The following is a 22,927-nucleotide window of genomic DNA, read 5'->3' on the forward strand; positions in this document are numbered from 1 at the left end:
TCTCGATCACCGCCGAGCCGCTGGCCCCCTCGCTGTTCGGTTCGCTGCTGATCGGTGGTGTCGGTGGTGTCATCGTGATCATCGTGGTGCCGCTGCTGGACAAGATGCGGATCGACGACGTGGTCGGCGCCATCCCGGTGCACCTGGTCGCCGGTTTCTGGGGCACCTTCATCGTGGCCGCCAGCAACCCGGACGCGAGCTATGTCACCCAGATCATCGGCTTCCTGGCGATCGGCATCTTTACCTTCGTGGTCAGCTACGTCGCCTTTACCCTCATCAAGGCCGTCTTCGGCCTGCGGGTTGGCGAGGAAGAAGAGATCAACGGTCTCGACATGGGTGAGCTGGGCATGGAAGCCTATCCGGAGTTCACCAACGGCTGATCCACTTCCGCTCAGTTGTTGAAGACTGGCCCGGGCGTTCGCGCCCGGGCTTTTTTCGTGTGATCGGAAGGAGCTTCGCGACCCGGCGTTCCTGGATGTGTGGCTGCGCCACGCTCGATTGCGCGATTGGGGGCTTTGCCCCCAAACCCCCAGGATATTTGCGGAAAGATGAAAGACAGAAGGCCGCACCCGGGGAGGGTGCGGCCTTTCATGTTCGGTCGGAGGGGCGTGGGTTACACGCCGGTCTCGGCGATGGCCTGGGCCAGGATCGGCACGGTGGTCCGGTTCAGGCCCGCGATGTTCAGGCGGCTGTCGCCGACCATGTAGATGCCGTGGTCCTCGCGCATTTTCGCGACCTGTTCCGGGGTGGCGCCGAGGCGCGAGAACATGCCGCGGTGTTCGGCGATGAAGCCGAAACGGTCCGAGCCGGTGCGTGCGCGCAGCTCGGTGGCCAGCTGTTCGCGCAGACCCAGCATGCCAAGGCGCACCTCTTCCAGTTCGGCCATCCAGTCGGCGCGCAGGGCGTCGTCCTCGAGGATCATCGTCACAAGCCGCGCGCCGTGGTCCGGCGGGAAAGAGAAGTTGAGGCGGTTCAGGCTGCTCAGGTTTTGCTGCGTCAGCGCGGTCTGGTCCGCTTTCTCCGAGATCGCCATCAGAAGGCCGGTACGCTCGCGGTAGATGCCGAAGTTCTTCGAGCAGCTGGCGGCGATCAGGACCTCGGGCATGGCGCTGGCCACCAGGCGGGTGGCGGCGGCATCTTCGTCCAGACCGTCGCCGAAGCCCTGGTAGGCGATGTCGATCATCGGCACCAGGCCGCTGTCCTGCATCAGGGCGATCAGCTCCGACCATTGCGGCAGGGTCAGGTTGGCGCCGGTCGGGTTGTGGCAGCAGCCGTGCAGCAGCACCACGTCGCCCGCCTTTGCGCCCTTCAGGTCGTCCATCATGCCGTCGAAATCGACGCCGCGGGTGTCATTGTCGAAATAGCGGTATTCGCCCATCGCCAGGCCCACGTGGCGCAGGATCGCCGGGTGGTTGGGCCATGTCGGGGCGGACAGCCAGACCGTGGCGTCCGGGTTGGCGGCCTTGATCAGCTCGGCGGCCTGGTGGATCGCGCCGGTGCCGCCGGGCTGGGCGGCGAGCGCGAGGCGTTCGGCTTCCACGGCATTGCCAAGGACCAGGCCCGACAGGGCGCGGCCATAGGCAGGATCCCCGGCCAGACCGGTATAGGCCTTGGTCTGTTCCGCTTCCCACAATTGCTGTTCGGCCGCCTTGATCGCGCGCATGACCGGGGTCACGCCCTGCGCGTTCTTGTAGACGCCAACGCCCAGGTCGATCTTGTTGTCACGCGGATCGGCCCGATACATGGCCATCAGCGCCATGATCTTGTCTTCGGGTTGCGCTTGCAGGTTGGTCAGCATCTTAGTCTTCTCCGGTTGCGACGCGTAGGTCGTTGTACATGCCCCATTCGGACCAGGAGCCGTCATAGATGGCATGGCGGTCATGGCCCAATCGTTCCAGCGCCAGGCAGATGACGGCGGCGGTCACGCCCGAGCCGCAGGACGCGATCACGGGCCTGTTGAGGTCCGCGCCCGCCGCGTCGAAAGCGACCCGCAGGCCCGCCTGGTCCTTCATCGTGCCCTCGGCGGTCAGCAGCTCGCCGAAGGGCAGGTTTTTCGAGTTCGGAATGTGCCCGCCGCGCAGCCCTTCGCGCGGCTCGGGCTCGCTGCCCGCGAACCGGCCCGGGGAGCGCGCGTCGAGGATCTGCCAGTCGCCCAGTTTGGCGGCGGCGGCGACCTGCGTGACGTCCTTGATCATATGGGCCTGGCGGCTCACGGTCATGTGGCGGTCGCGAATGACGGGGGGCAGGTCCTCGACCGGGCGGCCCTCGGCCTGCCATTTCGGCAGGCCCCCGTCCAGCACGGCGATGTCCATCTTGCCCATCAGTCGGAACAGCCACCAGACCCGGGCTGCCGAAAACACCCCGGCCCCGTCATAGACCACCACCTGGTGGCCGTCGCCGATCCCCATGGCACGCATTCGGGACATGAATTTCTCGACCGGCGGGGCCATATGCGGCAGGTCCGAGCGCAGGTCGGAAATCTCGTCGATATCGAAGAAACGCGCGCCGGGGATATGGGCTGCGTCATATTCCGCCTTCGGGTCGCGGTTGTCGGCGGGCATATACCAGCTGGCGTCAATGATGCGCAGGTCCGGATCCTTCAGGTGGTCTGCCAACCACTGGGTGGAGACAAGGGTTTTCGGATCGCTGTGCGGCATGGCTCTGGCCCCCGGTTACGTCATCGCTCGGCCCTGCCTACAAAGGGTGGGCGGCAGAGGCAAGGCTTTCGCGCCAATGCGTCGTGAATAGGAAATGCCGGTGGGTTCAGCGCCGAGCCGGGCGGGTGCGGGTCTCGCGCAGGGCCACGAAAAGCCCGGAGCCGAGGATCAGCCCGATACCGGCCCAGGTCCAGTTGTCCGGCCATTCGCCGAAGACGACCCAGCCAAACGCGACGGCCAGCACCATGGCGGTGTATTCGAAAGGGGCGGCCAGCCCCGCCTCGCACAGCGCATAGGCCCGGCTGATCATCCAGCCGCCGAGGCCAGAGGCAAGGCCGAGGATCACGAAATAGACCGTGTCGCCGGGATCGAGGCTGCCCCAGGCGCGGGTGAGGAATTCAAGCGACGCCGAGCTGCCGTTGGAATACCCGCCGTTGCCCAGGGTCAGGCCGAAGGTGCCCGAGACAAGGATGAAAATGACCTGGATATAAAAGGCCATGCTGACCGGGCTGTCGGTGCTGCCCAGTTTGCGCGTGAGCATATGCAGCCCCGCATAGCCGAAGGCGGACCCCAGCGGCAGGAGGGCGGCGGGCTGGAAGCTATCGCCGCCCGGGCGGATGATCACCAGCACGCCGATCAGCCCCAAAAGCACCGCCGCCCAGCGGCGCGGGCCGACGGTTTCGCCCAGAAAAATCACCGAAAAGCCTGTGATGATCAGCGGTGAGATGAAGAAGATCGCGGTGGCCTCGGCAATCGGCAGGGCGGCCAGCCCCATGAAGAACAGCATGTTCGCCATGACCACCAGAAAGCCGCGCAGCGCGTGCACACCCGGGCGGCGGGTGCGCAGCTGGCCAAACCCGCCCGACAGCGGGATCAGCACGAGGCAGGTCAGGCAAAGCGCCAGGGCGGATCGGATCAACACCACCTGGTGCAGCGCGTAATCACCCGACAGGAACTTGATCACCGTGTCGTTGATCGAAAAGAACACCGAGGCCGTGATGGCCGAGCTGATGCCGATCAGGTTGGTATTGCGGGTCTGCATGGGAACAGGGTCGCCGGTGGCGCGGCGGTGTTCTGTCCTGCGCGCGACGTTTTCGGATGTCGCAATCCGGTGCCGCTTGCGTCAGTCCTGCGCCGCAAACCTCAGCGCGCGGTCGAGCCCGTCCAGAAAGCGCGAGCGGTCGGCCTTGGAAAACGGCCTGCCGCCGCCCTGGCGGAAGGGATCGGCCGCGCGTAGATCGGTCATCAGGTCGCGTGTGGCAAGCTGCTGGCCGATATTGGCCTGGGTCAGCGCCTCGCCGTTGGGGCGCACCACCCGCGCGCCCGCCTCGATGCATTTCGCGGCCAGCGGGATGTCATTGGTCACGACCACGTCGCCCGTGGTGCAGCGCTCCGCGATCCACATGTCCGCCACATCCGGCCCGCTGTCGACATAGACCATCTCGACCAGCGGGTTTGGTGAGGGGCGCAGCCCGCCGTTCGAAACGAAGGCGATCCGGGTCCGGTTCCGGGTCGCCACCGTTTCGGCCTCGGCTTTTACCGGGCAGGCATCCGCGTCCACATAGATCACGCGTAGAGCGCCTCGGCGTGGAAGGCCATGTGTTCCTCCATGAAGGTGGAAACGAAGAAATAGCTGTGATCGTATCCCGGCTGCATGCGGAAGGTGGCCTGTTGGCGGCGCGCGGCGATGGCGCCGGCCAGCGCCTCGGGTTTCAACAGGTCGATGAACTGGTCGCTGGTGCCGGTGTCGATCAGCATCGGCCCGTCGAAACCTGTCTCAGCCATCAGAAGGCTTGCGTCATGGGCGGCCCATTTGGCCTCGTCGTCGCCCAGGTAGGCCGCGAGCTGCTTGCGCCCCCAGTCCGATTGCGTCGGGTTCGAAATCGGCGAGAAAGCCGACACCGAGCGAAAGCGGCCGGGCAGGGTCATTGCAATGGTCAGCGCGCCATGGCCACCCATCGAATGGCCGGTAATGCCCTGGCGGTCGGCGTCCAGCGCGAAGTTTTCAAAGACCAGTTCGGGCAGGCATTCGGTCACATAGTCCCACATGCGGAAATGCGGGGCCCAGGGCTCTTGCGTGGCGTTCACGTAGAACCCCGCGCCCTGGCCCAGGTCGTAGGCCTCGTCATCGGCCACGCCAGGCCCACGCGGCGAAGTGTCGGGGAAGATCAGCGCGATGCCCTGTTCGGCGGCCCAGGCCTGCGCGCCGGCCTTCGTCATGGCGTTCTCATGGGTGCAGGTCAGACCGGACAGGTACCACAGCACCGGGACCGGGCCGTCCTGTGCCTCGACCGGTTGAAACAGGCCGAAGGTCATGTCGGTGCCGGTTGCCTTGCTTGCGTGTTTGTAGACACCCTGGGTGCCGCCGAAACAGGCGTTTTCGGAAAGGGTTTCCATGTCAGTGATCCTCTGCAGAGCTTTGACCCATCCGTGCCGGAACCTGCGCGGGGTTGCAAGCGCTGGCACGGCACGGGACAGGTGAAATGCGGCAGATCCGTTACCTGCGCGGGGCCAATGCAATCGGCAGGGCGCGGATCACGAAAAGCACCATGCCGAGCGCCCAGAGGCTGCCCGCCGAATGCAGCAGCGGAATCGGATCGCCAAATCCGCTGGAGATCACGCGCAGCGCCGCGCCCAGATGCAGCAGGATCAGAAGCAGCCAGTCGATCCACCGCCCCTCGATCGGACGGCCGGAGTGGCCCAGCAGGGCGCGCAGCATGACAATCACGGTCATGGTGCCGATCGCACCTGCCCCCAGGGCGTGGCGCACCTGCGAGAGGCTGGCCCAATCGGTCAGGCTCGCCAGCGCCAGAAGCGCGGTTCCCACGGGAAGCCAGGCATAGGCCGCGTGCTGCGCCAGCAGCAGCGGCTCGCGCGCCACGCGGCTCGCCTGCCAACGCGTCAGCCGCGCCGCCAGTGCCAGGGTGGCCACCACTGCCAGCACACCCGTCACCACCGACAGGCCGGTCGCCGCCCAGCTTGCCGCCACCAGCCCGGTCGCGGTCAGCCCGGCCCGGTCGACCTTGCCGAAGGGCGGGGGCACCTTGCCGCCGCCGCGCCGGTTCAGCCAGTTGCGGGTAAAGGCCGGGGTCACGCGCCCGCCGATCAGCGCCATCAGCACCAGTGCCAGTGCCAGCGCCGCATCCATGGCCCATTGCGGATCAAGCCAGAGGAACACGGCCTGTGTCAGGCTCATCGCAGCCAGGAGCCCCACCACAACCAGGTTGCGCTTGTTCTGCGCGGCGATGATGTCGCGCGCCACCAGCACGGTCACAACCGGCAGGAAGGCGGCGGTGATCACCTGGGCGGCCAGCGCCTCGGGAGCTGTGAAGATGGCCAGCCGTCCGGCCAGCCACAGGGCGAACAGCACCGCCAACTGCACCGGCGCCAGTGCCGGTCGCCCGGTCCAGTTCGGGATTGCGGTAAACAGGAAGCCGGCCAGGGCCGCGCCGAGATAGCCGAACAGCATCTCGTGCATGTGCCAGCTCAACGGGTCGTCCAGAAGGTCGGCTCCCATGTACATCACCAGCCACAGCGGCAGGGCAACGGCGGCAAACAGCCCCGCCGCCGGGAAGAACAGGCGATAGGCGCCGGTCAGAAGGATCATCGGGTTCCCCATGCGATTACCGCCGAAACGGTCAGGATTGAGGCCACGGTCGATAGCAGGATCGCCGCCGAAGCACGATGCGGCGCAACGCCGTAGTGCTGGGCCAGAATAAAGACATTGCCCGCCACCGGCAAAGCCGCCGCCGCGATCATTACCGTGGCGGAGTAGGGGGCGACCGGAAAGACCAGCAGCGCAGTCCCGGCCACCGCCGCCGGGTGCAGCACCAGCTTGGCCATGGACAGCCAGCCCGCCACCGCCATGCGTTCGGCCGATTTGTCGGCAAGCGAGGCGCCAATGGCAAACAGCGCGCCGGGCGTGGCCGCCGCCCCGAGGATGCCCAGGAAGTCGTTCATCGGCGCAGGGATTGGCAGGCGGGAGGCCGACCAGGCGAAGCCCAGCACGATCGATACGATCATCGGATTCCCGAGCAACCCCCGCCCGACCGAGATCAGCACGCCCGGTGACAGCCGCCCGTCGCGTTTCGCGCTGATGATGATCACGATCAGGCTGCCGAAGACGATCAGATCCACCGCCAGCACCATCATTACCGGGCCCACGGCGGTTTCTCCCATCAGCATGGCCAGCATCGGAATGCCCAGAAACCCCACGTTGCCGACCACCGCGCATTGCGCCTCGACCGCGGCTTCCTCGACACCGATGCGGCGGATCAGGGCCACGCCGGTGGCCAGCAGGTAAACCGCCATCGTGCCGATCAGATAAGCCCAGATGAAGGGCCAGGAGAGCACCTCGGACAGGCGGAGATTGGCGGCAAAGCGAAACAGCATCGCCGACAGGGCAAAATAGAAGACGAAACGCGTCAGCCAGGCCGTGGCCTCGGGCGGAAAGAACCCGGTCCGGCCCGCACCAAAGCCCAGCCCGATCAGGGCGAAGAAGGGCAGGGTCTGAAGCAGCACGTCGATCATGAGCCTGCGGTAGCACGTGGTCGGGAGATTGGCGAGGGGGGCTTGTGCGAAACGGGTCCCCGGGGGCCGGTCAGCTGGAAATCCGGAAACCCGGATGCCAGACCCGTTGACGCGCGACCGGAACAGGACGGTTGCTGAAAGCGCGATGGCGCTCGGGAATTCGGCCGTGGATCTGTCGTGGTGGGGGACGACTCCAAAAAGCCGCAGACAGGTATTGAACCCGGCCAATTCCCGCATAAATGGAAATCACATTCAAACAAGGAGGATTGTAGAATGGGAAAAGGACAAGGCAACGGCGGCGGTTGGCCCAGCCAAACCGGGAACCCTTCGGGCGGAGGTCGCTCGAACGGCCCGGCCGGTGGCGGCAAAGGTAAATAAGGAAAGGCCCCGTCGAAAGAAGGGGCCTTTTCTCAGTTGTCCATCTTTAGCGCGGAAATGAACGCCTCCTGCGGGATGTCCACCTTGCCGAACTGGCGCATCTTCTTTTTGCCGGCCTTCTGCTTCTCCAGCAGTTTCTTCTTCCGCGTGGCGTCCCCGCCGTAGCATTTGGCGGTCACGTCCTTGCGCAGGGCCGACAGGGTTTCGCGCGCGATGACCTTTCCGCCGATGGCCGCCTGGATCGGGATCTTGAACATGTGGCGCGGGATCAGGTCCTTGAGCTTCTCGCACATGGCACGGCCGCGCATTTCGGCGCGGTCGCGGTGGACCATGGTGGAAAGCGCATCGACCGGTTCGTCGTTCACCAGGATCGACATCTTGACCAGATTGTCCTCGCGGTAGCCCTCCATCTGGTAGTCGAAGGAGGCGTAGCCTTTTGTTACCGATTTCAGGCGATCATAGAAATCGAACACCACCTCGTTCAGCGGCAGGTCATAGACGACCATGGCGCGCGAGCCCGCATAGGTCAGGTCCAGCTGGATGCCCCGGCGGTCCTGGCAAAGCTTCAGCACGTCGCCGAGGTAGTCGTCGGGCACCAGGATCGTGGCCTTGATGCGCGGCTCCTCCATGTGGTCGACCTTGGACAGGTCGGGCATGTCGGCGGGGTTGTGCAGCTCGATCATCTCCCCCGGTTCGTTATCTTTGCCCTTCATGTAGACGTGGTAGATGACCGAAGGCGCGGTGGTGATCAGCTCGATATTGTATTCGCGTTCGATCCGGTCGCGGATGACTTCGAGGTGCAGAAGGCCCAGAAAGCCGCAGCGGAAGCCGAAACCCAGCGCGGCGGAGGTTTCCATTTCGAAGCTGAAGCTGGCGTCGTTCAGGGCCAGCTTTTCGATCGAGTCGCGCAGATCCTCGAATTCCGCATTGTCCACCGGGAAGAGGCCGCAGAAGACCACCGGCTGGGCCGGTTTGAATCCGGGCAATGCCTCTTCGGTGCCCTTGCGTTCATGGGTGATCGTGTCACCGACGCGGGTGTCGCGGACCTGTTTGATCGAGGCCGTCAGGAATCCGATCTCGCCCGGGCCAAGGCGGTCGACGGGTTTCATCTCGGGCGTAAAGACACCGACGCGATCGACCGGGTAGACGGCATTGGTCGAGAGCATGCGGATTCGCTCGCCCTTTTTCAGCGTGCCGTCGATCACCCGGATCAGCACGATGACGCCCAGATAGGCGTCATACCAGCTGTCGACCAGCATGGCCTTCAGCGGGGCATCGGCATTGCCCTGCGGCGCGGGCAGTTCGGTGACGATGGCTTCCAGCGTTTCGTGGATGCCCTGGCCGGTCTTGGCCGAAACCTGGATCGCGCCGGTGGCGTCGATGCCGATCACGTCCTCGATCTGCTCGGCCACGCGGTCGCAGTCCGATGCGGGCAGGTCGATCTTGTTCAGAACCGGCACGATTTCATGATCCGCGTCGATCGCCTGATAGACATTGGCCAGCGTCTGCGCCTCGACCCCTTGCGTCGAGTCGACCACCAGCAACGAGCCCTCGACCGCGCGCATGGAGCGGCTGACCTCATAGGCAAAATCGACGTGGCCGGGCGTGTCGATCAGGTTCAGGATATACTCCTCACCATTATCCGCCGTGTATTCGATGCGCACCGTGTTGGCCTTGATGGTAATGCCACGCTCACGCTCGATATCCATGCTGTCGAGCAGCTGCGCCTGCATGTCCCGTTCCTTGACGGTCCCGGTCTCCTGGATCAGGCGGTCGGCGAGCGTGGACTTCCCGTGATCGATATGGGCGACGATCGAGAAATTGCGGATGTGTTTGAGGTCTGTCATGACAGCGGGATATGCGCCGGGAACGCGGTTTCGTCAATGGGGATTGATGGTTCAGCCCGGTTTCACCGTTCCTATTCGCCGCAATTATGTTTGCCTGCACGCATGCCCGGAGAATGGCGGCGGGATCAGCTTGTTGGCCACGGGCTTTGGTGTCCAGGCCGCAAACTTGACGCAAAGCCCGATTCTCCCGTCTAATTCCTCTTGTTCGAGTGAGACTTCAGTTTTCCAGCTTCTTCTTTGAACGAAGGAATCCGTGGTGCTCGTGCGCGGCAAGGGCTCGGCGCCGGGGCCGCACCAGATCAGGGTCCATGACAATGCAAAAAATCGTCCAAGCTCGCATCACCGGCCATGTGCAGGGCGTCGCCTATCGGGCCTGGACACGGGCGGCGGCGCTGAAGCTGGGGCTGACGGGCTGGGTGATGAATCGCGGTGACGGCTCGGTTCTGGCGCATCTGGAAGGCGAGCGGAAAACGGTGGACGAGCTGCTGACCCTCATGTGGCAGGGGCCGGGCGCGGCGCGGGTTCAGGATGTTCATGAACAGGAGGCCGCGGCCGAAACCGGGCTCAGCGGCTTTGTGATCCGGCATTGATCCGGTGGTTTGACCTCGGTCATTGTGAGGCTGGTGACAGGCGCATATGTTAGCGTTACCAAATTTGCCGGAAGCCTCCCATGCCCGATATTCTCACCGTCACGCTGAACCCTGCCCTGGACATGTCCACCTCGGTCGGCCACGTGCGGCCGCAGGACAAGCTGCGCTGCGCCCTTCCGGATCTGGACCCGGGGGGCGGCGGCACCAACGTGGCGCGCGCGATACGGCTGCTGGGCGGCCACGCCAAGGCTTTCGTGGCGCTGGCAGGCTATCGCGGCCAGCAGTTTGCCGGGCTTCTGGCCGAGGAAGGCGTCGAAACGGTGCCGTTTCATATCGAGGGCGAAACGCGGCTGTCTCTTGCGGTAAGCGATACCACGACCCACGAACAATACCGTTTCGTCATGCCCGGCCCGCGCTGGACGCCGGAGGATGCTTTTCGCGCGCTGGAGGCGATTGCCGATCACACGCCCCGGGGCGGCTATGTTGTGCTGTCGGGCAGCCAGCCGCCGGGGGTGCCGGTGCATTTCCCCACGCAGCTGGCGGCGGCGGTGGAAGAACTGGGCGCAAAGCTGGTGCTGGACACGTCGGGAGCGCCTTTGCGGGCGCTTCTGGCCGCGGGATCGGCGCGGCAGCATGTGCTGAGGCTCGACCGGGCGGAAAGCGAGGAACTGGCCGGGCGGCCCCTGCCGGAGATCGCCGATGTGGCCGGGTTTGCCCACGACCTGGTGGCGCGCGGCGTGGCCGAGGTGGTGGTGCTGGCGCTGGGGGAAAAGGGATCGCTGCTGGCCCGGGACCGGCATTGCTGGCACGCGCAGACCCGGCCGGTGCCGGTCAAAAGCAAGGTCGGCGCCGGGGACAGTTTCGTGGGCGCCTTTACCCTGGCCCTGTCGCGCGGGGAGACTTGGGAGACAGCCCTTGCAACCGGGGTTGCGGCGGCCTCGGCGGCGGTGATGTCGGACGCGACCGCCCTGTGCCTGCCGGGCGACGTGGCGCGGCTGGCGGGCACGGTCGAGGTGGTGCCTGTCTGACGGGTCGGCATCTCTTGGCGCATGGGCGTCGGGATGATTGAGAAAACCATGTGATTCTGCTACCTTGCCGCCAACAGCAACCGGATCCAACCGGCTAACAGAGGCAGAATGATGAAGAACCTGATCCTTGGGGCCAGCCTGATGGCCGCCTCCACCCTCATGACATCCTCCGGCGTGCTGGCTGCCGGCAAGATCGAACGCGCCTGTCTGAATGCGGATCGCACGGGGGCGACCCGGCAGCTGTGCGGCTGCGTGCAGGACGTGGCCGAAGCGATGCTGAACCGCTCGGAACAGAAGCGCGTGGCCAAGTATTTCGACGAACCGCACCAGACCCAGGTTCTGCGCCAGTCCGACCGCCGCACGGACGAGCGGTTCTGGGAGAAATACAAGCAGTTCGGCGAGGCGGTCGGCACCTATTGCAGCTGAGGTTCCGTCTGCCCGGACAGGGTCGCGATCAGGCCGCGTGAGGCCTGCTCGACCAGGTCCAGTGTCTGGTCGAAATCCCGCGTGTAATAGGGGTCGGGCACGTGATCGTATCCCGCTTCTGGCGCGTAGTCGGTAAAGACGGCAACGGTCGTGTCACTGCCCGCCGGGCGCAGCGCCTCGATCCGCGCGAGATTGTCCGCGTCCATGCCGATGATCAGGTCGAACCGGTCGAAATCCACCGCTGAAAACTGCCGCGCCCGCAACCGGGACAGGTCATAGCCACGCGCACGCGCGGCTTTCTGCATCGGATCATAGGGCGGTTCGCCCACATGCCAGTCCGAGGTGCCGGCGCTGTCCAGTTCCACGTCGAGGTCGGCCGCGAGCGTGGCAAATACCCCCTCGGCACTGGGCGAGCGGCAGATGTTGCCAAGACAGACGAAAAGAATACGCATGGTCATGATCCGGGTGTAGCGTCAAACGGGACCGACCGGAACCGTCTATTCCCCCGGCCCAGCCGATTTGCGCCAGACCATCTTCATGTAATGGGTGCCGCCGTCGAGTTCATGGAGCATCTGCGCAATGCGCTTTTCACGGGTGGCCGGTCGCTTGGCGCGGTTGATCCAGCCCAGGTAGTCGTTGCGCTGATACGGCGGGCGGTCGTCATAGGCAGGGCGCAACCCGGTCTCGTCCAGACGCCGATGGACATCTGGCGGCATCGGTTCGATTGCGCGCGTCAGGGCCATGCCCGAGCCTGCCTCCGTGGCGGGCGGGCTGTCAAGCGCCACGGGGACCGGCAAGGGTTGAACAACAGGGGGGATACGGGGTGAACTGCGCCATGCGACTCGACCGGGCTTTCCGGTGGCATGGAGGCAAGAGAATGACCGATATCCTGATCCTGACCGGCGCCGGCGTCTCGGCCGAAAGCGGGCTGGGCACCTTTCGCGACGAGGACGGGCTGTGGACGCAATACGACCTGAATGACGTCTGCACGCCGGAAGGCTTCGCGCGCAATCCTGAGCTGGTGCATGATTTCTACAACGCGCGGCGCGACAATTGCCTGAACTCCGCGCCGAATGCGGCCCACGAGGCGCTGGGACGGCTGCAGCGCGACAGCCGTCACAAGATCACCATCGTGACCCAGAATGTGGACGATCTGCATGAACGCGGCGGCGCGGCGGAGGTGCTGCACATGCATGGTGCCCTGTCCGGCGCGCTGTGCCACAGCTGCGGGGCGCGCTGGCCCGCTCCCCCGGTGATGGACCCGCTGGCCCCCTGTCCGGAATGCCGCTTGCCGGAAACCCGGCCCGACATCGTCTGGTTTGGCGAGATGCCCCATTACATGGACGAGATCCATCGCGCATTGGGCCAGGCCTCTTTGTTCGTGGCGATCGGCACCAGCGGCAATGTCTACCCGGCGGCGGGCTTCGTCAGCGAGGCGCGCGCCGCGGGTGCCCGCACATTGGAACTGAACCTCGAGCCCAGCTCGGTCGCGGGCCAGTTCGACGCGGCGCGGCTGGGTCCGGCCACCCGGACCGTGCCCGCCTGGGTCGACGAGGTGCTGGCCGCCGAGTGACCCCGCCGACCGTCCCTGCGCCCGGTCAGGCGGGGCAGGGTCCGGGGCCGAAACACCCGCCTCCTTCACTGCCGGATCGCAGCGCTTCAGTTGCCCGAACCCTGGCCCATCGACCCGCCCGACATGCCCGACATGCCCTGCATCGGCTTGCGCTCCAGGTCGACGGGGATTTCGACGACCATCTCGCCGGCCTTTTCGAACACCAGAGTGACCGTGACCGACGCACCGTGATCCATCGACCCGGTCAGGCCCATGAACATCACGTGATCGCCGCCGCGTTTCAGCAGGTGGGTCTCGCCGGCGGGAATGGCAAAGCCTTCCTTGACATGGGTCATCTGCATCACGCCCTGATCGTTTTCGATATGGGTGTGCAGCTCGACCCGCCTGGCGATGTCGGACCTGGCGCCGATCAGCCGGTCATCCTCGTCGCCCGTGTTCACGATCTGCATGAAGGCGGCCCCGGCCATGGCGGTCACACCGGCGGCACGGGCATAGGCGTCTTCGATCATGATCCTGCTTTCGGCGAAAGCGGGCAGGGCGAAGGTCAGGGCGAAGGTCAGGGCGGCGGTGGCCACGCCTGGGGTTTTGGTCAGGGACATGTTGTTTTCTCCTGTCTGTCCGGTTGTCCTGGGTCTGGAAGGGAACGCAGACACGCCCGGAACCCGGCGCGTGACCGGCGGTTCCAGGGGCTGGTTCCCGGATCAGACGCGGCCCGGCGGCCCCCGGGCAGAGGGAGAAAGCGCGTGCTGGGCGAGTGACGGGTTCGCGGTCACGGGCGTGATGCGGGCGATCAGGCGCTGCGCGGGCAGCTCCATCACCGGCATCGTAAAGTCGGCCACGACATGGGACGCGGCGTCGGGGCAGATATAGGAGGTTTTCACCGGTTGGCCGTCGGGGCCAATGGTGATCGTCGTCAGGCCGACCCCGGCACAGATCACCACCTGCATCGTGGAACCGGCACCGAAATCGGGCGTGGTCCCGCGCGCCTGGGCGAACGAGAACCCGGTGATCGTCAGGGCGAGCGCCAGAATATATGCGAAAACCGCACGGATCATGCCTCAAGGGCTATGCCTCGGGCGGAATCTTGGCAAGGGACAAATCGCCACGGGTGAACCGGGGCGCATCCCGATATGCGAAAAGCCGCCCACGGCGGGTGCCGGGGCGGCTTAAACCGTCTCGCGGAGGCGATCAGGCGGTGGCCTGGGCCTTGGCGATGTCTTTCTTGATTTTCAGCGCGTTGGCCGACAGGTCCGCGTCCTTGGCTTTGGCCAGGAAGGCGTCCAGACCGCCACGGTGGTCCACCGAGCGCAGGGCGTGGGCCGAGATGCGCAGTTTGAACCCGCGACCCAGAGCTTGAGACTGCAGGGTCACGTCGTTCAGGTTGGGCAGGAACCGACGGCGGGTGCGGTTCTTGGCGTGGCTCACGTTGTTGCCCGTCATCGGGCCTTTACCGGTCAATTCGCAGCGGCGCGACATGGTTCTTTTCCTTGCTCTTCTGGCCCTGTTCGCAGGCGGTCCCACGTCAAGCCGGTCAACACAAACGGGCGCCGCAATGGCAGCGCCCCGAATTCCGTTCGCGGTCTTTAGACCTGTTGGCCGCCCCCGTCAAGTGAGTCGGCAAGGGGAATCCGTGCTTTGCGCGTCTTCTTTCAGCGCCGCCCGCCGCCGTCAACGCATGTTCGCCAGGCGGCATCGGAAACCGTGCCCCACCCCGAAACGCCTACTCATCCGCCAGGAAGCCGCCCGATTGCCGCGCCCAGAGCCCGGCATAGGTGCCCCCGGTGGCGAGCAGTTCGTCATGCGGCCCGTCTTCCACCACCCGGCCCTGATCCAGCACGATGATCCGGTCCATCCGGGCAATCGTCGACAGGCGGTGGGCGATGGCGATCACCGTCTTGCCCTCCATCATGCCATAGAGCGTTTTCTGGATCGCCGCCTCGACCTCGCTGTCCAGCGCCGAGGTCGCCTCGTCCAACACCAGGATCGGCGCGTCTTTCAGCATCACCCGGGCGATGGCGATGCGCTGGCGCTGCCCGCCCGAGAGTTTCACCCCGCGTTCACCGACATGGGCGTTATAGCCCCTGCGGCCCTGCGGATCCTCGAGCGTTCCGATGAACTCCTGCGCCTCGGCGCGGGTGGCAGCGGCCTCCATCTGCGCCTGGCCGGCGTCCGGGCGGCCGTAGAGGATATTCGCGCGCACCGAGCGGTGCAGGAGCGAGCTGTCCTGTGTCACCATGCCGATCGCGCCGCGCAGGCTGTCCTGCGTCACCTGGCCCACGTCCTGCCCGTCGATCAGGATGCGCCCGGCCTCGGCATCGCGGAAGCGCAGCAGCAGGTTCACCAGCGAGGACTTGCCCGCGCCGGACCGGCCGACAAGACCGACCTTCTGCCCCGCCGGGATGTCGATGGTAACGTGATCCAGCCCGCCGGTGCCCTTGCCATAGTGGTGGCTGATGTTTTCAAACCGGATCGCGCCCTTGGTCACGTCCAATTGCCCCGCGCCGTCGACATCGGTCAGCTCATGCGGCACGGCGATGGACCTGAGCCCCTCGCGGATCACCCCTGCATGTTCAAAGAGGCGAATTGTCACCCACATGATCCAGCCCGACATGCCGTTGAGGCGCAGGACCAGAGCAGAGGCCGCCGCGACCTCGCCGATCGAGACAAGCCCGCGGGTCCAGAGCCAGATCGCCGGGCCGAGCACGCCGGTGATCAGGAGGCCGTTGATCAGGTTCAGCCCGATCGACAGTTCTGTCATCAGGCGCAGGAAGCGCTGGAACCTGAGGCGCAGGCGCTTGAGGGCCGACAGGACATAGCGTTCCTCGCCCTGACCCTGCGCAAAGAGCTTCACGCTTTCGATATTGGCATAGGCATCGACCACGCGGCCGGTGACAAGCGAGCGCGCATCGGACCATTTTTCGGACGCCACCGCCACACGGCGGGCGACATGGCGCACGTAGAGCACATAGATCAGCAGCCAGAGCCCCAGCGGCAGGGCCAGACGCGCATCGACCTGGCCCAGGATCACCATGGCCGAAATCACGTAGGTAAGCGCGTACCAGAGTCCCTCGAAGGCCATGTAGGTGCTGTCCTCGACCGCCGGACCCAGCTGCATGACGCGGTTCGACAGGCGGCCGGCGAAGTCGTTCTGAAAGAAGGACAGGCTCTGGCCCAGAAGGTGCCTGTGCGCCCGCCAGCGCACCTGTTCCTGCATGTTGCCCGCAAGGGTCTGTTCCAGAAGCAGGTGATTGATCCCGATCATGACCGGGCGGAGAAACAGGATGAACCCCGCCGCCAGCGCCAGCTCCAGCCCGTGGACGGACCAGAAAGCGGCCGGTTGCGCCCCGCCCATCAGATCGATCACCCGCCCGGAATAGAAGATGATCCCGGTCTCCATCACCGCAACGAGGACGCCGGTCAGGGCCATCCAGATCATGTATTTGCGAAACGGTCCGAAATGGGTGCGCAGATAGGCCCAGAGCGTGGCGGGCGGGGTGTCGCCCGCATGGGGAGCAAAGGGATCAACGAGGTTTTCGAAAAAGCGGAACATGTCTGCGCTCCATGCGCTGAAACGGGGGTATGGCCGAGGGGATGGGGCCGATGCACAGCCTGACAGGTCCCCGACCCGGACCGGCGATCAGTCGCGGCATGGGGGCCAGAACCGATCCATCCAATAGCTCTCCCGCATAGTCACGAAGTCAGGGGTAGCGCAGATGTTAGCGTGTGTCAAAGGCGGGGCACCCGGACCCCGGCGGGGAAGGGAACGCCGGTTCCCGGCGTGTCGCCGGGCTCCGTTTTCCTGCCTTCGGCGAGGGTATTTCGGGAAAGATGAAAGGGGAAGGCGCCGGGCGGCCTATCCGGTTTTCGCGGCGCCCAGCCGGGTCAGCATCCGTTCGGCGGCCTGCGAGGGCGTCATCTCTCCCTCCGCCACATCCGCACCCAGCGCGGTCAGGGCCGCGCGGGCCTCGGGCGTGTCGAGGGCGGCGAGCAGGCGCAGGCGCACCTCTTCTTCGAACCAGTGGCGGGCCTGGTCGGAACGGCGGGCCTCCCAGTGGCCGTTTTCGCGCCGCCAGTCGGTCAGGGACTGCATTTCGCCCCAGGCTTTCTCCAGCCCGTCCTCAGTCACGGCAGAGACGGTCAGCGCCTTGGGGAAACCTTCGGGATCCTGCGGGCGTTTGCGCAACAGACGTAGCGCACCGGCGTAGTCGGCGCAGGTCCGCATCGCCGTATCCTTCAGCGCCCCGTCGGCCTTGTTCACAAGGATCAGGTCGGCGATCTCCATGATGCCGCGTTTGACACCCTGCAGCTCATCCCCGCCCGCAGGCGCAATCAGCAGGAGGAACAGGTCCGACATTTCGGCCACCACGGTTTCCGACTGGCCCACACCGACGGTTTCGATCAGCACCACGTCGAAACCCGCCGCCTCGCACAGCGCCACCGCCTCGCGGGTACGGCGCGCAACGCCCCCCATCTGCGCCTGCGAGGGCGAGGGGCGAATGAAGGCGTTGCGTTCGCGCGACAGGCTTTCCATGCGGGTCTTGTCGCCCAGAATGGAGCCGCCCGACCGGGCCGACGACGGGTCCACCGCCAGCACCGCCACGCGCAGCCCCCGGCCGATGAGATGCATGCCGAAAGCCTCGATGAAGGTGGATTTGCCGACGCCCGGCGTACCCGACAACCCGATGCGCAGGGCCTGACGGCCAGCGGGTTTCAGCGCCTCCAGAAGGTCGGCCGCCTGGGCGCGGTGGTCGCCCCGGCCGCTTTCAACCAGCGTGATCGCGCGGGCCAGCGCGCGCCGCTCGCCGTTCAGAATGCGCCCTGCCAGATTCTGGATGTCCATGCTGCCCTCCTCGATGCTTCGCGCTGTTTTGCCCGGGCCGCCGGGGCAGCGTCAAGCGCTTGTCATATGGGAACGCCGGGGAATCGGCTGATCATGTGCCGGGGGACCGGGAAGATGCTATTCGTTTTGACTATCGTGGTCCCGGCCTTGTGCTTCGGACCATGCCCGCCGGGGTGGAAAGCCATCTTGCACCCACGCTGATCCTGCGCCCATAAGGGGCCATGAAAACCGGCCTGCCCATTGATGATGCCCTGCCCCCGCTGCTGGCCGCCCTGCGCGCCGAGAACCGCGCGGTGCTGATGGCGCCGCCCGGCGCGGGCAAGACGACGGTGGTTCCCCTGGCCCTGCTGGAGGCCGGCCTCTGCGCGGGCCGCATCCTGATGTTGGAGCCGCGCCGTCTGGCCGCGCGCGCCGCTGCCGAGCGTATGGCGGAGAGCCTGGGTGAAGCCGCCGGGCAGACCGTCGGCTACCGCATTCGCGGCGAGGCGAAAGTGTCCAAATTGACCCGGATCGAGGTTGTGACCGAGGGCATCCTGACCCGCATGTTGCAGTCGGACCCGTCGCTTGACGGTGTGGGGGCGGTGATCTTCGACGAGTTCCACGAACGCAGCCTGAATGCCGACCTTGGGTTGGCGCTGACCTGGGAGGCTGTGCAGGCGCTGCGCGAGGATCTTCTGGTGCTGGTCATGTCGGCGACACTTGACGCCCAGCCGGTCGCGCGGCTGCTGGCGGACGCGCCGGTGGTGCGCTCCGAGGGTCGGGCCTTTCCGGTCGAGACCCGCTGGCTGGAGCGGCCTGTCGACAAGAAGGCGCGCCTTGAACAGGCTGCGGCCGCGCTGGTTGAACAGGCGGTGGCCGAGACCGGGGGCGGGGTGCTGGTGTTCCTGCCGGGTGAAGGTGAAATCCGCCGGGTTGCCTCGACCCTGCGCCTGCCCGGCGACTGCCGGATCCGCCCGCTTTACGGCGCCATGCCCTTCAAGGATCAGCGCGCGGCGATTGCGCCCGCCACCGAGGGGCGCAAAGTGGTGCTGGCGACCTCGATTGCCGAAACCTCGCTGACCATTCAGGACATCCGCGTGGTGGTGGATGCCGGCCGGGCGCGGCGGGCGCGGTTTGATGCGGGGTCCGGCATGTCGCGGCTGGTGACGGAACGGGTGTCGAAGGCAGAGGCCGAACAGCGCCGGGGGCGCGCAGGCCGTGTGGCCGAGGGCACCTGTTACCGGCTCTGGACAAAGGGCGAAGAGGGCGGGTTGCCGCCCTTTCCGCCGGCCGAGATCGAGGCGGCCGACCTGACCGGTCTGGCGCTGGAACTGGCGCTCTGGGGATCGGCGGACGGGTCCGGCCTGGCCTTTCTGACCCCGCCCAATCCGGGCGTGCTGGGCGAGGCGCAGGCGCTGCTGACCCAGTTGGGTGCCTTGCAAGACGGCAAGATCACGGATCACGGGCGCCGGTTGGCCCGGCTGCCGCTGCATCCGCGGCTGGGGCACATGCTGAGCGTGTCGGGCCCGGGCGCGGCGGGGCTGGCCGCCCTGCTGGCGGAACGCGACCCGCTGCCGTTTTCCGCTCCGGTGGACCTGTGCCTGCGGCTGGAAGCGCTCGGCGATCCCCGAAAATTTGCCGGCCGCCGCCCGTGGACCGCCAATCGCGGCGTGATCGAACGGGTGCGGGCAGAGGCCCGGCGACTGGCGCGCATGGTCGATGGCGACACGGCATTGTCGCCTGCCCAGATGGCCGCGCTGGCCTATCCCGACCGGGTCGGGCTGCGCCGTCCGGGGGATGATCCGCGTTACGTGCTCTCCGGCGGCAAGGGGGCTGTGCTGGACCCGGCGGACACTCTGGCCGCGACCCGGCTGATCGTGGTGACGGACACCGACGGCAACCCGCGCGAGGCGAAGATCCGGCAGGCGGTGGCGATCTCTGAGTCCGAGCTGCGCGAGGTGCATGGCGATCAGATCCGCTGGGAGGACCGCTGCAACTGGTCGAAACGCGACCGGCGCGTGATCGCGCGCAGACAAGAGGTTTTCGGCGCGGTGGTGCTGGATGATCGGGTCTGGAAGGACGCGCCCGCAGAGGTGGTGGCCCGCGCCATGCTGGAGGGCGTGCGCGACCTGGGGTTGCGCCCCTCGGATGCGGCGAAACGCTTTCTGGCCCGGGTGGCGCTGGTGGACGGGATGCCGGACATGTCCGAAGCCGCGCTGATGGAGCGCCTTGAGGATTGGCTGCTGCCGCATCTGGGCAAGGTCAAAAGCGCCGAGGACTGGAAGCGATTCGACATCCTGAACGCCCTGCGCGCGATGCTGGATTGGCGGCAGATGCAGCGGCTCGACACCGAGGCCCCGGCGCATTTCACCACGCCGATGAACCGCAAGGTGCCGATCGACTATTCCGGCGAACACCCCTCGATCGAGGTGCGCCTGCAGGAGATGTTCGGCGTGGCCACCCATCCGAAAGTTGGCCATCCCCCCCTGCGCATCACCCTGCTGAACCCCGGGCAGAAGCCGGTGCAGACCACCATGGACCTGCCCGGGTTCTGGGCCAGCTCTTACGGTGACGTGCGCAAGGACATGCGCGGGCGCTACCCGAAACACCCCTGGCCCGAGGATCCGCTGGAGGCCGACCCGACCCTGCGGGCGAAGCCGCGAAAAGGGCGCTGAAACGGACCGAAAAGCGTCCGGACCGGGGGCCGGGAACCGGACGGAAAGGCAACAGCTCAGGGCCGCGCAGGGGGGAGTGACTTGATTCGCGGTACCTTTTGCCATAAATAAGGCCCTCAACAACAACAAAAGATCAGTAGAGCGGTTTCAATGTCCAACCTTCTCGACAAGGCCTGGTCCGAGGTTCTTCGGCCCATGTTCAAACGCCCCAACCGGTTCCAGGTTGCGGCGCTCTGTTACCGTGGCAAGGGCGACGAGAAGGAAGTGCTGCTGATCACCTCGCGCGGAACCGGGCGTTGGATCCTGCCCAAGGGCTGGCCGATCGACGGGATGAACGCCCCGGAAGCGGCGGCGCAGGAAGCCTGGGAAGAGGCCGGCGTCAAGGATGGCAAACCGGCGAACGAACCACTTGGCGAATACACCTATGACAAGGAAATGGATACCGGCGGAGTGGTGCAATGCTCGGCCAAGGTGTTTCCGATCAAGGTGAAGCGGCTGGAGCAGGACTTCCCCGAAGCGGCCGAACGTACCCTCAAGTGGGTTCCGGCCGAGAAAGCCGCGGAAATGGTTCAGGAAGAGGATCTGCAAGCCCTCCTGCGCGCATTCTGATCCCCAACTCGACCCGAAGTGGTGACTTTGCGCCGCAGGCCCCCGTCTGCGCAAACAGAACCGTTGCCAAGCCGCCCCTGACACGCTAGCGGTGCGCCCCGAATGGAACGGTTGTGCATCCGTTTTGTAACGGGGACAGCCAAGCGCAGAACACCTTGGGGGAAGAGTGCCATGAGCGAGGGTAGCAAAGGCAACCAGTGGCGAACGCTGGACAAGGACCTGAACCGGATCAGCCAGTTCGAATACGCAACGCAATACGTGTCGCGGCCGCTGGTCGGCATGGGGGTCGCGCTGGCCTTCATCGTCATCGCCGCCCTGGGCGCAGGCGTGTTCTTCGGCCAGACCCCGACATCGTTTGTGGTGGTCATGGCGGCCGCCTTCGGCGCCTATATGGCGATCAACATCGGCGCCAATGACGTGGCCAACAACATGGGGCCGGCGGTGGGCGCGAATGCGCTGACCATGGGTGGCGCCATCGTCATCGCGGCCCTGTTTGAAAGCGCGGGCGCGCTCTTGGCCGGGGGGGATGTGGTCTCGACCATCTCCAAGGGGATCATCGACCCGGCCGGCATGGCGCAGGGGCGCATCTTCATCTGGGCGATGATGGCGGCGCTGATCAGCTCGGCCCTGTGGGTAAACCTGGCCACCTGGGTGGGCGCGCCGGTGTCCACGACCCATTCGGTCGTCGGCGGCGTGATGGGCGCGGGCATTGCCGCTGCCGGTTTCGCCGCGGTGAACTGGCCGACCATGGGCAAGATCGCCGCCAGCTGGGTGATTTCGCCGGTCCTGGGCGGGGTCATTGCTGCCGCCTTCCTGGCCTTCATCAAGGCGCGCATCGTCTATCAGGAGGACAAGATCGCCGCCGCCAAACGCTGGGTGCCGGTACTGATCGGCATCATGGCTGCGGCCTTCGGCGCCTACCTGTCGATCAAGGGTCTGAAGCGTATCGTCAAGATCGACCTGGGCACCGCGCTGATGATCGGCGCCGCCGTGGGCGCGATTGCCTATGTCGTTACCGCGCCCTTGATCGCCAAACAGGCCGAGGGGCTGGAGAACCGCACCAAGTCGCTGAAGGTGCTGTTCGGCCTGCCGCTGATCTTCTCCGCCGCACTGCTTTCCTTTGCGCATGGCGCCAATGACGTGGCGAACGCGGTCGGCCCGCTGGCGGCCATCGTGCATGCCGAACAGTTCGGAAATTTCGCCGCCAAGGTCACGATTCCGACCTGGGTCATGGTGATTGGCGCCTTCGGCATCTCCTTCGGCCTGGTTCTGTTCGGCCCGAAACTCATTCGCATGGTCGGCAGCCAGATCACCAAGCTGAACCCGATGCGCGCCTATTGCGTGGCGCTGTCGGCGGCCATCACCGTGATCGTCGCCTCCTGGCTGGGCCTGCCGGTCAGCTCGACCCATATCGCCGTGGGCGGCGTGTTTGGCGTCGGTTTCTATCGTGAATGGCACATGGAGAAACGCCTGCGCGCCACCGCCGCGAAGCGCCCGGCGGAAAAGCGTATCGCGCCCGAGGAACGCCGCCGCCGCAAGCTGGTGCGCCGCTCGCATTTCATGACCATCGTCGCGGCCTGGGTCATCACCGTGCCCGCCGCCGCCGTCATGTCGGCCGTTATCTTCTTCGTTCTGAACGCGATCGTGGGGTAAGAGGCAAAAAGGGGAGATTCCGTCGCGACGTCATGCGCGCTCGCGCGCCCTCCTTTCGGGTCGGGGCGGGGGGCGCGCCGTCGGGGCCCCCCCAGTAAACGTTGCCCAAAAATCCCCCCCCGCGGCGGGGAAACGGCGCAAA

The 22,927-nt window shown here is 66.0% G+C and carries 22 protein-coding genes and 1 pseudogene; 8 read left to right on the forward strand and 15 right to left on the reverse strand.

The genetic code is table 11. The annotated features are described in order from the left end of the window. Window positions 1-380: pseudogene (locus Q1V43_RS08160) on the forward strand (ammonium transporter); the annotation flags it as partial. Between the two features lie 233 nt (window positions 381-613). Here Q1V43_RS08160 and Q1V43_RS08165 read toward each other — a convergent pair. The 8 genes from Q1V43_RS08165 to lepA all read right to left on the reverse strand — a co-directional run bounded on the left by Q1V43_RS08165 (window position 614) and on the right by lepA (window position 9,412). Then, window positions 614-1,798: an amino acid aminotransferase gene (locus tag Q1V43_RS08165; protein WP_300516346.1), complete on the reverse strand. Its 1,185-nt coding sequence runs from the start codon at window positions 1,796-1,798 to the stop codon at window positions 614-616. Window position 1,799: 1 nt separating this feature from the next. After that, complete coding sequence (gene sseA, locus Q1V43_RS08170) at window positions 1,800-2,657, reverse strand: 3-mercaptopyruvate sulfurtransferase (RefSeq protein ID WP_300516348.1); 858 nt, start codon at window positions 2,655-2,657, stop codon at window positions 1,800-1,802. A 106-nt stretch (window positions 2,658-2,763) separates the two neighbouring features. Beyond that, window positions 2,764-3,699: a DMT family transporter gene (locus Q1V43_RS08175; RefSeq protein ID WP_300516350.1), complete on the reverse strand. Its 936-nt coding sequence runs from the start codon at window positions 3,697-3,699 to the stop codon at window positions 2,764-2,766. Between the two features lie 81 nt (window positions 3,700-3,780). Further along, window positions 3,781-4,227, reverse strand: a complete 447-nt coding sequence (locus tag Q1V43_RS08180; protein ID WP_300516352.1) for a YaiI/YqxD family protein — start codon at window positions 4,225-4,227, stop codon at window positions 3,781-3,783. After that, window positions 4,224-5,054 (reverse strand): S-formylglutathione hydrolase, encoded by an 831-nt coding sequence (gene fghA, locus Q1V43_RS08185; RefSeq protein WP_300516354.1) that lies wholly within the window; start codon window positions 5,052-5,054, stop codon window positions 4,224-4,226. The genes Q1V43_RS08180 and fghA overlap by 4 nt, the downstream gene beginning before the upstream one ends. Window positions 5,055-5,154: 100 nt before the next feature. Beyond that, window positions 5,155-6,264: an NnrS family protein gene (locus Q1V43_RS08190; RefSeq protein ID WP_300516356.1), complete on the reverse strand. Its 1,110-nt coding sequence runs from the start codon at window positions 6,262-6,264 to the stop codon at window positions 5,155-5,157. After that, window positions 6,261-7,187: an AEC family transporter gene (locus Q1V43_RS08195; RefSeq protein WP_300516358.1), complete on the reverse strand. Its 927-nt coding sequence runs from the start codon at window positions 7,185-7,187 to the stop codon at window positions 6,261-6,263. Before Q1V43_RS08195 ends, Q1V43_RS08190 begins: the two co-directional genes overlap by 4 nt. 410 nt (window positions 7,188-7,597) lie before the next feature. Continuing rightward, on the reverse strand, window positions 7,598-9,412 hold the full coding sequence (gene lepA / locus Q1V43_RS08200) for a translation elongation factor 4 (protein WP_300516360.1): 1,815 nt from the start codon (window positions 9,410-9,412) through the stop codon (window positions 7,598-7,600). Window positions 9,413-9,726: 314 nt separating this feature from the next. Here lepA and Q1V43_RS08205 point away from each other — a divergent pair, with 314 nt between their 5' ends. From Q1V43_RS08205 to Q1V43_RS08215, 3 genes are all read left to right on the forward strand, one after another. Further along, on the forward strand, window positions 9,727-10,002 hold the full coding sequence (locus Q1V43_RS08205) for an acylphosphatase (RefSeq protein ID WP_366146213.1): 276 nt from the start codon (window positions 9,727-9,729) through the stop codon (window positions 10,000-10,002). A gap of 80 nt (window positions 10,003-10,082) precedes the next feature. After that, window positions 10,083-11,030: a 1-phosphofructokinase family hexose kinase gene (locus Q1V43_RS08210; protein WP_300516366.1), complete on the forward strand. Its 948-nt coding sequence runs from the start codon at window positions 10,083-10,085 to the stop codon at window positions 11,028-11,030. A gap of 108 nt (window positions 11,031-11,138) precedes the next feature. Continuing rightward, window positions 11,139-11,456 (forward strand): hypothetical protein, encoded by a 318-nt coding sequence (locus Q1V43_RS08215; protein ID WP_300516370.1) that lies wholly within the window; start codon window positions 11,139-11,141, stop codon window positions 11,454-11,456. Here the strand turns inward: Q1V43_RS08215 and Q1V43_RS08220 are convergent. Together Q1V43_RS08220 and Q1V43_RS08225 are read right to left on the reverse strand one after the other, a co-directional pair. Further along, entirely contained in the window at window positions 11,444-11,914 is a 471-nt protein-coding gene (locus Q1V43_RS08220; RefSeq protein ID WP_300516372.1) for a low molecular weight protein-tyrosine-phosphatase, read from the reverse strand. The genes Q1V43_RS08215 and Q1V43_RS08220 overlap by 13 nt on opposite strands. A gap of 39 nt (window positions 11,915-11,953) precedes the next feature. Next, window positions 11,954-12,199, reverse strand: a complete 246-nt coding sequence (locus Q1V43_RS08225) for a YdeI/OmpD-associated family protein (RefSeq protein WP_300516374.1) — start codon at window positions 12,197-12,199, stop codon at window positions 11,954-11,956. Between the two features lie 134 nt (window positions 12,200-12,333). On the opposite strand from Q1V43_RS08225, the gene Q1V43_RS08230 reads away from it, so the two are divergent. After that, window positions 12,334-13,029: an NAD-dependent deacylase gene (locus tag Q1V43_RS08230; RefSeq protein ID WP_300516376.1), complete on the forward strand. Its 696-nt coding sequence runs from the start codon at window positions 12,334-12,336 to the stop codon at window positions 13,027-13,029. 86 nt (window positions 13,030-13,115) lie between these two features. Here Q1V43_RS08230 and Q1V43_RS08235 read toward each other — a convergent pair whose 3' ends face one another. From Q1V43_RS08235 to meaB, 5 genes are all read right to left on the reverse strand, one after another. Next, window positions 13,116-13,628 (reverse strand): copper chaperone PCu(A)C, encoded by a 513-nt coding sequence (locus tag Q1V43_RS08235; protein ID WP_300516379.1) that lies wholly within the window; start codon window positions 13,626-13,628, stop codon window positions 13,116-13,118. Between the two features lie 102 nt (window positions 13,629-13,730). Continuing rightward, window positions 13,731-14,084 (reverse strand): hypothetical protein, encoded by a 354-nt coding sequence (locus tag Q1V43_RS08240; RefSeq protein WP_300516382.1) that lies wholly within the window; start codon window positions 14,082-14,084, stop codon window positions 13,731-13,733. Window positions 14,085-14,217: 133 nt separating this feature from the next. Further along, the gene (gene rpmB / locus Q1V43_RS08245) at window positions 14,218-14,505 is read right to left on the reverse strand and encodes a 50S ribosomal protein L28 (protein WP_300516385.1); all 288 of its coding nucleotides are present in this window, start codon (window positions 14,503-14,505) and stop codon (window positions 14,218-14,220) included. Between the two features lie 244 nt (window positions 14,506-14,749). Next, window positions 14,750-16,579 carry an ABC transporter ATP-binding protein gene (locus tag Q1V43_RS08250; RefSeq protein ID WP_300516388.1) on the reverse strand — a complete coding sequence of 610 codons (1,830 nt, stop codon included), beginning with the start codon at window positions 16,577-16,579 and terminating at the stop codon, window positions 14,750-14,752. Window positions 16,580-16,882: 303 nt separating this feature from the next. Further along, on the reverse strand, window positions 16,883-17,869 hold the full coding sequence (meaB, locus tag Q1V43_RS08255; protein ID WP_300516391.1) for a methylmalonyl Co-A mutase-associated GTPase MeaB: 987 nt from the start codon (window positions 17,867-17,869) through the stop codon (window positions 16,883-16,885). Between the two features lie 221 nt (window positions 17,870-18,090). On the opposite strand from meaB, the gene hrpB reads away from it, so the two are divergent. From hrpB to Q1V43_RS08270, 3 genes are all read left to right on the forward strand, one after another. Further along, a complete protein-coding gene (gene hrpB, locus Q1V43_RS08260; protein WP_300516393.1) occupies window positions 18,091-20,523 on the forward strand; it encodes an ATP-dependent helicase HrpB in 2,433 nt (810 codons plus the stop codon). Window positions 20,524-20,673: 150 nt separating this feature from the next. Continuing rightward, on the forward strand, window positions 20,674-21,132 hold the full coding sequence (locus Q1V43_RS08265; RefSeq protein WP_300516396.1) for an NUDIX hydrolase: 459 nt from the start codon (window positions 20,674-20,676) through the stop codon (window positions 21,130-21,132). Between the two features lie 171 nt (window positions 21,133-21,303). Beyond that, window positions 21,304-22,785, forward strand: a complete 1,482-nt coding sequence (locus tag Q1V43_RS08270; RefSeq protein ID WP_300516399.1) for an inorganic phosphate transporter — start codon at window positions 21,304-21,306, stop codon at window positions 22,783-22,785. Window positions 22,786-22,927: the final 142 nt, after the last annotated feature.

Source organism: Aliiroseovarius sp., from assembly GCF_030148435.1.
Taxonomy (GTDB): domain Bacteria; phylum Pseudomonadota; class Alphaproteobacteria; order Rhodobacterales; family Rhodobacteraceae; genus JASBTN01.

What these genes read in the sequence shown, in the direction of transcription:
- Q1V43_RS08270 (WP_300516399.1), top strand. Translation starts at nt 21,304, where the DNA reads ATGAGCGAGGGTAGCAAAGGCAACCAGTGGCGAACGCTGGACAAGGAC.
- Q1V43_RS08175 (WP_300516350.1), bottom strand. Translation starts at nt 3,699, where the DNA reads ATGCAGACCCGCAATACCAACCTGATCGGCATCAGCTCGGCCATCACG.
- meaB (WP_300516391.1), bottom strand. Translation starts at nt 17,869, where the DNA reads ATGGACATCCAGAATCTGGCAGGGCGCATTCTGAACGGCGAGCGGCGC.
- Q1V43_RS08190 (WP_300516356.1), bottom strand. Translation starts at nt 6,264, where the DNA reads ATGATCCTTCTGACCGGCGCCTATCGCCTGTTCTTCCCGGCGGCGGGG.
- hrpB (WP_300516393.1), top strand. Translation starts at nt 18,091, where the DNA reads ATGAAAACCGGCCTGCCCATTGATGATGCCCTGCCCCCGCTGCTGGCC.
- Q1V43_RS08210 (WP_300516366.1), top strand. Translation starts at nt 10,083, where the DNA reads ATGCCCGATATTCTCACCGTCACGCTGAACCCTGCCCTGGACATGTCC.
- Q1V43_RS08220 (WP_300516372.1), bottom strand. Translation starts at nt 11,914, where the DNA reads ATGACCATGCGTATTCTTTTCGTCTGTCTTGGCAACATCTGCCGCTCG.
- fghA (WP_300516354.1), bottom strand. Translation starts at nt 5,054, where the DNA reads ATGGAAACCCTTTCCGAAAACGCCTGTTTCGGCGGCACCCAGGGTGTC.
- Q1V43_RS08205 (WP_366146213.1), top strand. Translation starts at nt 9,727, where the DNA reads ATGCAAAAAATCGTCCAAGCTCGCATCACCGGCCATGTGCAGGGCGTC.
- Q1V43_RS08240 (WP_300516382.1), bottom strand. Translation starts at nt 14,084, where the DNA reads ATGATCCGTGCGGTTTTCGCATATATTCTGGCGCTCGCCCTGACGATC.
- Q1V43_RS08250 (WP_300516388.1), bottom strand. Translation starts at nt 16,579, where the DNA reads ATGTTCCGCTTTTTCGAAAACCTCGTTGATCCCTTTGCTCCCCATGCG.
- Q1V43_RS08195 (WP_300516358.1), bottom strand. Translation starts at nt 7,187, where the DNA reads ATGATCGACGTGCTGCTTCAGACCCTGCCCTTCTTCGCCCTGATCGGG.
- Q1V43_RS08215 (WP_300516370.1), top strand. Translation starts at nt 11,139, where the DNA reads ATGATGAAGAACCTGATCCTTGGGGCCAGCCTGATGGCCGCCTCCACC.
- Q1V43_RS08165 (WP_300516346.1), bottom strand. Translation starts at nt 1,798, where the DNA reads ATGCTGACCAACCTGCAAGCGCAACCCGAAGACAAGATCATGGCGCTG.
- lepA (WP_300516360.1), bottom strand. Translation starts at nt 9,412, where the DNA reads ATGACAGACCTCAAACACATCCGCAATTTCTCGATCGTCGCCCATATC.
- rpmB (WP_300516385.1), bottom strand. Translation starts at nt 14,505, where the DNA reads ATGTCGCGCCGCTGCGAATTGACCGGTAAAGGCCCGATGACGGGCAAC.
- Q1V43_RS08225 (WP_300516374.1), bottom strand. Translation starts at nt 12,199, where the DNA reads ATGGCCCTGACGCGCGCAATCGAACCGATGCCGCCAGATGTCCATCGG.
- Q1V43_RS08265 (WP_300516396.1), top strand. Translation starts at nt 20,674, where the DNA reads ATGTCCAACCTTCTCGACAAGGCCTGGTCCGAGGTTCTTCGGCCCATG.
- sseA (WP_300516348.1), bottom strand. Translation starts at nt 2,657, where the DNA reads ATGCCGCACAGCGATCCGAAAACCCTTGTCTCCACCCAGTGGTTGGCA.
- Q1V43_RS08235 (WP_300516379.1), bottom strand. Translation starts at nt 13,628, where the DNA reads ATGTCCCTGACCAAAACCCCAGGCGTGGCCACCGCCGCCCTGACCTTC.
- Q1V43_RS08230 (WP_300516376.1), top strand. Translation starts at nt 12,334, where the DNA reads ATGACCGATATCCTGATCCTGACCGGCGCCGGCGTCTCGGCCGAAAGC.